Here is a 7048-nt window from a genome sequence, read left to right as displayed (position 1 = left end):
AGGGCGGTCAATCCCATGACTAAGATTATCGCTTAGGTTATTTAGTTCTCGGCTGCTGTGCTTTCTAGAATGTCGCTCCTAAAAGTGTTTGTCCATCCTTAAATATATAGCGCTGTTGCTACGCTTATAAAGCGGCAAGTTACTATCGATTTTCTTATATACGTAGTCTAACTTTGGTGTAAACCCTTGCCAATTAAATTTCTTGTTTCCTAGGTTAGCGTTAAATTGATACTCATCGTCCTTACGTTTCTTGCCATAAAAGAAATTATTTCCTTTGAAGTCTCGTTGTGCGTAACGAATACTGCTTCTTAAGTTAATTTTCTCTCCAGAGAATGCCATACCGCCGCGTATGCCTTGACGGTCTGATGATTCGGATGGGTCAGCTAAGTTATCGCGCATAAAGTCCGCACCTCCGTAAACTAGCCATTTTGGTTTTGGTTGGTAGAGTAGTATCCATGCTGTGCTATTAGCATTGCCGTTATAGTAAATTGCGGAGTCTTCGTCTTCATATCGTTTTTGTAAGTGCGCTAAACTGCCAGAAATTTGCCACTGGTTTGATATTTTTCGACTGTATTCTAGTGTCGCAGCATAGTTTTGGTTATATCGACTTCCGCCTAGTAAATTTTGCTCAGCTGTTGTTATGAGACCCCATGATTGTTTGATGTCTTTGTAGCGATAGCCTAAATTCGCTTGCAGTGTCAGCTCATTATAATCGTTGTTATCCCAATAGTTCACGCCCCCTAAATTTAAATCTTTATAAATATAGTGATTGCCCTTAATATTTTGCTCTTGTGCAGCACCGATGTTATAGCTTATACCATGTGCGTCTTGCGGTAATGAGTCATTGCTACGAATAAAAGTAGCTTCGCCAATCACCAATTCTTTTAAGTTAGATGCTTGGTTGATGTTATCAGTGGATTCATAACTAAAGTTTAAGGTAGGTTGCCATTTTTGAGATTTTTTTATATTTCCTAAAATCTGGCTTACTAGCCTTTGTAACCCTGGTGCGAGATAGGGCTCAGCTGCTTCAAGTTGAACTTTTGCTTCAGCATAACGCTTATCTTCATATAGCATCATTGCCAAATCAAATCTTGAGTAATGTAGATCTTGTTGATCCTTTAAGATCTGCTGATATAAAGCAATGGCTTCTTTTTGGCGACCCTGATGCCGATACAGTGCCCCCAGTCCATAATTATATAAAATTGAATCAAAGTTAGTTGTTGTACGATATTGAGCTAATAGCTTTTCTAACTTTTGCCAATCTTTAGTGATAATGGCGAAATTGATACTTTCCTCTAGACTACTACCTTCTGGTAGTGGTGCAGCACTTGGTGTATTAATGCTAGGTTGGTTTAGTAATAATTCTGGTTGTATTTGCGGAGTCTTTTCAAAAAAAACGGTTTGGGTTGGTGGTGATTCTTGAGCGATAGCTGGGGCAGATAGTGCAATACAACATGCTATATAGAGCTTTTTTTCATTAACTTTTACCGATATGACAAAAAAACCGTTCGAAATATATAATGAATACTTCAAACGGTTTAATTTATACATTTATATAAGGATAAGCTTTTTATTATTTAGAGATTTCACCACGAGTACCGCCAAAACCAATGGTATCTTTGCCATCGAATATAACCTTACCTGCAATCTCTTCAGCCTTTTTGCCATAGAAGTCTAACAAGTAATTTCCTTTTTGATAACCTTGTTGAGCTGTTGAAGAAATACCAGTTCCTGAGATCGTCCCTTGCTTTAAGTTAACAGTATCACCTAAGCCAGTAATAGAACCAGAACCAGTCCTGTTGGTAAAGTTAACATTATAAGACAAAGTGCCTTCTCTAATTTCTTCAGAAGATGTGTAGGTATTCCAATCGAAAGAGTATTGATAAGTACCATTAAACGCTTTGCCTGTATAGGTAGCATTTCCTAGTGTTGGAATAGCTTCAGACGCAGTCTTCAACCCCTTAACGGTGATGGAGGTATCTCTATTATCATTAAAGATAGCACCAGACTGATTGTTATAGCTTATATTGCCAGAGTAATTACCTAAAACAATGGAGTAAGGTTGGTTATAAACCACAGTTTGAATTCTAGATTCTCTTGTTAGTGCGTTTGAGATAGACCTAGAAGATACGCTAGTTGAGGCTGTAATAGCACCAATTTTTTGTAAGCGTTCTTTCTCAGCTTTTTCAGCATTGTCATCAATGATAATATCCAGCGCAGTTTGTGCCACTTTAGCATCAGCTTCTTTATTGGCTTCAGCATAATCAGCAGCTTGTGCAGCGCTTAAGCCTGCTTTTAGCTTTATCGAGTAAGGCTAGACGATTGGCTTCGATTTTTTGAGCCGCCGACTGATCTGTTAACGGTGCTGTGTTTGGAGATATTTTTGTATGATTACCACCGCTACTACATGCAGCGATGCTTACTGCTAAAACAGTAAGCGCACTCACTTTCGATAGATAAGCTAAAGACATTTAAATCCTTCCAATAAGTATATGTTTGTATATCTATCTTACCATATTGTTTCTATTTTGCATAGCATTAAAACAAATAAGCTGATTTCTGCCGTGCAGAATCTTAGTTTGGTAGAAGTCCGCCTGATACAGCTTGCTATCATAGATGCACGAGAAACAGGTTTGGGTCTTAGTGCCGAAAAACCTTTAACTATTGGTGCTGAACGCTATGCCAAAGCATTCAATGTAAATAAAAAAATGCCTACGAAATGCTTAAAGAAGCCGAGGATACGCTATTTAACCGTCGTTTTAGTTTCATTGATAGCGATGGTAAAATGGTAAAAAGCCGCTGGGTGCAACAAGTGAAATATTTTGATGGGGCAGTGGATTTTTTCACCCAATACCTACTAAGCAATACGGTCAAATTTAAAAGCGTGTATAGCGTGCGATTGTATGAATTGCTTGTTCAGTGGAAAAATGCCGACCTACGAAAAATACCAATGCTTGAATTAGATAAATTAAGGGGTCAGTTGGGAATAGATACAAATCAATATCAGATGATAGCTGACTTTAAAAAGCGTGTGCTAGATAAAGCAATTAGCGAAATCAACGAACACAGCGATTTAGTCGTTAGTTATGAGCAGGTCAAAGAAGGCCGTGTCATTAGTGGTTTTCGTTTTAAAATAAGAGTTAAGCAAGTAGAAAAAGACCAAGATAAACCCATCAAAATGACCAATAAGCAACGAGCGTTTTTTGCCGTGCGTTTGGCTCATCATCCTGAATTACAAGAATTGGCACAGGTTGGCAAGTCAATGGAAGAATATATCGGAGATATTTTTGAACAACTTGAAACACCTAAAGGTCAAGAATTTTACAAAAAATATTTGTTTGAAGTGGGTTTTAAGTAGTCATCACTTTGACTTTAAACCTACAACCCAGTATTAAGCGAAAAGCCTGCTATTTTGGTAGGCTTTTCTATTTTACCAACATCGCACCCACTAAGCACAAGACAGCGCATAAAATAGCCGCCAATGCAATTTTCTTACCCTTTGGCGTACTTATCAACTTGCTAGATGCAAGTATTGACAAGGTGTTGAACAATAGCCACAAATTCCATCGGTAACGCTCCAAATTATCCTTGAGAATTTTCTCAACACGGCTGGTATGCTCGGCTATCTGCTTGCGCATATCATCAAGCAACTGCCTTTTGACTTCAACATCTTGACCAGTGTTCAATGCCTTGGCAATTTGGTTAATGTTCACGCCTAGGCGGTACAGCTCATAGTTGCTTCGTCTTAGGTTTTCCATTTCAAATCCTAGCAACTCATACTTGCCGTATAGGTTGCTTCTCACCAAGCACCACGGGTAGTGCTGGATAGAGCTATCGGTCGATTGTGCAATTTTTTCTAAATTATCATAATCAGCCTGAAGCACGCTAAACTGTATGCGTTTGGTGTCTTTTGAGTTGGTCGATGGCTCGTCTAATTGCTCTTGTTTAACCCTATCAATGACGGTGGCACCATTCATTTTTTCATCAACCAAGTGCAAAAGTGCCTTGGTTCGGCTCTTTGAGCCAAGAATTTTTTGTGCGTATCCGTACAAAAAATCATGCTGTTCTTGGGTTAAGCCAAGCAGTCTAAATTCCTTGCCAGTAGTCATATAAAGTCCGAAATAGTGGAAATTACAGCGGCAGCTGGTCGCCAGTTGCGACACTATAATCATGCCAGTGCCATGATTATAGCACAAAATTGGCTAATTTTGTCGGCGGTAGCCTATCCTGCAATCAAAAATCAAAGACAAATCCGCTCGTTTTATCTCACCCTACCGATCCAAATGGGGCTAAGAAGTTAGTTTGTGGCAATAATGGTCAATTTTGGTCAAATTAAGTCAATTTAAGGTGTTAGAAGTTAAAAAATGGGCAAAAAATTACTAACTACTGCTGCATTCGTCGAATTATCAACTTGCGGTCTGATGAAAATTACAATCACACTTTTGCAGAAATCGCTGTCGAAATTCATAATGAATTTGGCATTGAAGTATCGATGGATGCCATAAGAAAGGCTTACTATAAACACAAAGACACCTTACCAGCACAGCCAGCACAAGTTAAGCCAAAATCAAAATTAGCTGAATTAGTTGAGTGCCGAAAAGCTGAAAAATCAGCACCGCAAACCACATCCCAACCATCACCTACACCAAAGCTGCCTTTGCTGGTGAAGATGTCAATGTGGCTGCTGGTGTGGCCGAAATGTCCGTAAAATGGAATGCTAATAATGAAATTCTCTTGGAGGTGGAAAGGGATATGGCTTGGGGGCTTGCAAATGGTGACAGGGATTTATATTTCAAGTTACTGAGTACTGGGTATAGGCTGGAAATAGTTGCAAATAGCTTAGTTGATCTGCATAATCAGTACAATGATATAACCATTATGAACTTATCAATGGGTGTTAGTGGAGCGACGATTATTATTAACAATAAGAATGGTAAGGTTTTTAGGTCTGTGCATCCCAATATTAATATTTCCAATAAAGCAAGTGTTATTTCTAGACCAAAAGCAAACATCGGATTTGGCTCTGTCCTTGGTAAAAATTCAGCCAGTGATATTGATAAAGCTATTGAAGGTGCTTCATTTGGTTTTCAGGGATGCTATACTATTTGTGTTGGCAAGGCAAGAACAAGAGACGGCGATATTATTTACACTTATGGACTAGGAATACCAGAATTATCATCACAATCAAAGAATGTAAATATTGAAGCAGAAGCATCTACGATGAAGTTTACAGGCATTATTTTGACACAAGAAGAGCTGAAAAAGCTCATAAATATCCAGTAGTGAAATGAAAATAAGAAAATTGAGTCCAGCAGAATGCTTTACCTTGTTGTTTATGGTTATTTTCACATATCTACTGGTTGATGATTGGTTGTTACACCCTATTAATTCTGAAAAAAAACCAATAAATCTGCACGATGTAAAACCCATTATTGATCGACAGATGACAGTAGTTACAGTGGGACTGCAGGGATTTGTGAGTGAGGAAAAATCTTACGAGCCAGTTTCAGGCTGGGTGTCTTACAAGCAAAGATATAGGTATACAGATTATAATGTTAAGCAGCTACTTGTCAATGCGACAGATATAAAGCAGAACAGCTCTTCGATACATAATACAAAAGCAAATAACGAGAATGTTTTGATTTCGTATTGTGATTACAATATATACACTAAAGCCCTTGTTGAAAATCTTGACGATAAAGTGATAGATATCTGGGTAATATACCAAGAGCGTGGAGAGTGTATGAAATAATACCCTATTGGTGCTGTCGTTGGTGAGATGTGGGGTGATTATCAAGTAGATGACCCAAACACCCTAACCCAAGCACAAAAAGACAAACTCATCAATCAAGCCAAACTGATTGCAGGCATCACCGCTGCCTTTGCTGGTGAAGATGTCAATGTGGCTGCTGGTGTGGCAGCGGAGGCGGGGAGGTGGAATGCGACTTATAAGAATAAAGTGCGTAGCATTGCTAGTCTTAGAAGAGAATTTAGCGATAATGACAAGCTGTTGGTTAGCAAAATAGAAAGTGGTGAAATTCCATTTAAGAAAAATGTCGCAGATTATTTATTTCTTATCAATACTGATGAAAATCTGGTTCTACATGTGAAATTTAAAGAACCAATTCGTGTTAAGTTAACCAGAGCGAATGAACCATGGAAAAATAATAAAAGCGTGCCAGGAGAAGAAACACACTCTGCTACAACAATGGTAAGGAATGCAGAATGGGCAGTTTTAGGAAATGTAACTTTAAGTCGACCTATTGGTACTGAAGAATACCGTATTGTACCAGATGAATATGATTTTGATATAAAATCATGGCGTGAATATCCTATTAGAAATATAGCAACGATATTAGGTCGCCCTGGCAATGGCAAGAAATTTAAAATTATACCAGTCGGAAAGGTTATTCTGAGGAAGTAACATGAAGTTAAAAATTATTTATGTAATCATATCGATATTTCTTGCACTGATTGTTTTCTATGAATTTGCAGATAGAAAAATTGGCAACTACACTATCACAAAATCTGCTAGTCAGATACCTGTTTTTAACTATGTTTTAAGCGGGTACGATAGAAACAATTACTACATGGCAGAAGATTTTGTTAATGACTACACTGTCGACGATGGTTATTTATACTATACATATATATCAGGTGGATCTGGAGCGAGCGGCTGGTGTTACCTTGATGACAAACTGATTTTATCAAGAATAAATCTAAAAGAGAATATCATTGAAAAAGATATTGATACTATTAAATATGAATACATGTATAAAAAAATAAGCCAGATTCATGACAGGGATAAAAAATGGTTAACAGAATTAAATAATAAATGTATAAAATGATATTTGGTACAAATTTTAAAAATGCAAGCTAAAATGAAACACGATAATGGAAAGATAGTAGTGATATTTGTCAATACAATCATAAGACAAGCAAGACTTTGATGTCAAAATAACTTTGGCTGAATAAAGGCTAAGCATTGCAGGATGAACTGAATCCACCTTATGCTACTGTCTATCTGCCAAAGCGGCAGGAAATCGTT

General features: G+C 37.7%; 9 protein-coding genes and 2 pseudogenes. 8 read left to right on the top strand and 3 right to left on the bottom strand.

Annotated elements, in window-relative coordinates; translation table 11 throughout:
* Positions 1 to 78 precede the first annotated feature (78 nt).
* Together HMPREF2573_RS00405 and HMPREF2573_RS00400 are read right to left on the bottom strand one after the other, a co-directional pair.
* On the bottom strand, positions 79 to 1551 hold the full coding sequence (locus HMPREF2573_RS00405; protein WP_083297488.1) for a surface lipoprotein assembly modifier: 1473 nt from the start codon (positions 1549 to 1551) through the stop codon (positions 79 to 81).
* A gap of 22 nt (positions 1552 to 1573) precedes the next feature.
* On the bottom strand, positions 1574 to 2230 hold the full coding sequence (locus HMPREF2573_RS00400; protein ID WP_070472138.1) for a Slam-dependent surface lipoprotein: 657 nt from the start codon (positions 2228 to 2230) through the stop codon (positions 1574 to 1576).
* A 262-nt stretch (positions 2231 to 2492) separates the two neighbouring features.
* Here HMPREF2573_RS00400 and HMPREF2573_RS09465 point away from each other — a divergent pair.
* Positions 2493 to 2854: pseudogene (locus tag HMPREF2573_RS09465) on the top strand (RepB family plasmid replication initiator protein); the annotation flags it as partial.
* A 96-nt stretch (positions 2855 to 2950) separates the two neighbouring features.
* Positions 2951 to 3358, top strand: coding sequence for a hypothetical protein (locus HMPREF2573_RS09785; protein ID WP_369007818.1), 408 nt, complete (start codon positions 2951 to 2953; stop codon positions 3356 to 3358).
* 67 nt (positions 3359 to 3425) lie between these two features.
* Here the strand turns inward: HMPREF2573_RS09785 and mobC are convergent, their stop codons facing one another.
* On the bottom strand, positions 3426 to 4109 hold the full coding sequence (gene mobC, locus HMPREF2573_RS00385) for a plasmid mobilization relaxosome protein MobC (RefSeq protein WP_152703408.1): 684 nt from the start codon (positions 4107 to 4109) through the stop codon (positions 3426 to 3428).
* Positions 4110 to 4124: 15 nt separating this feature from the next.
* Between mobC and HMPREF2573_RS09265 the strand changes: the two genes are divergently transcribed.
* From HMPREF2573_RS09265 to HMPREF2573_RS00360, 6 genes and pseudogenes are all read left to right on the top strand, one after another.
* Positions 4125 to 4301: a hypothetical protein gene (locus tag HMPREF2573_RS09265; protein WP_164715140.1), complete on the top strand. Its 177-nt coding sequence runs from the start codon at positions 4125 to 4127 to the stop codon at positions 4299 to 4301.
* Between the two features lie 110 nt (positions 4302 to 4411).
* Positions 4412 to 4708 (top strand): hypothetical protein, encoded by a 297-nt coding sequence (locus tag HMPREF2573_RS00380; protein WP_070472131.1) that lies wholly within the window; start codon positions 4412 to 4414, stop codon positions 4706 to 4708.
* Positions 4678 to 5283 (top strand): hypothetical protein, encoded by a 606-nt coding sequence (locus HMPREF2573_RS00375; RefSeq protein WP_148129121.1) that lies wholly within the window; start codon positions 4678 to 4680, stop codon positions 5281 to 5283. The genes HMPREF2573_RS00380 and HMPREF2573_RS00375 overlap by 31 nt, the downstream gene beginning before the upstream one ends.
* A 4-nt stretch (positions 5284 to 5287) precedes the next feature.
* Entirely contained in the window at positions 5288 to 5752 is a 465-nt protein-coding gene (locus tag HMPREF2573_RS00370) for a hypothetical protein (protein WP_126696547.1), read from the top strand.
* Positions 5753 to 5779: 27 nt separating this feature from the next.
* Positions 5780 to 5956: pseudogene (locus HMPREF2573_RS09780) on the top strand (VENN motif pre-toxin domain-containing protein); the annotation flags it as partial.
* A 469-nt stretch (positions 5957 to 6425) separates the two neighbouring features.
* Positions 6426 to 6848 (top strand): hypothetical protein, encoded by a 423-nt coding sequence (locus tag HMPREF2573_RS00360; RefSeq protein ID WP_070472122.1) that lies wholly within the window; start codon positions 6426 to 6428, stop codon positions 6846 to 6848.
* The last annotated feature ends 200 nt before the right edge of the window (positions 6849 to 7048 follow it).

The organism is Moraxella sp. HMSC061H09 (assembly GCF_001809255.1).
Classification (GTDB): domain Bacteria; phylum Pseudomonadota; class Gammaproteobacteria; order Pseudomonadales; family Moraxellaceae; genus Moraxella; species Moraxella catarrhalis.
Note: the sequence above shows the minus strand (reverse complement) of the source record. Positions and strands in the feature narration are given on the sequence as shown.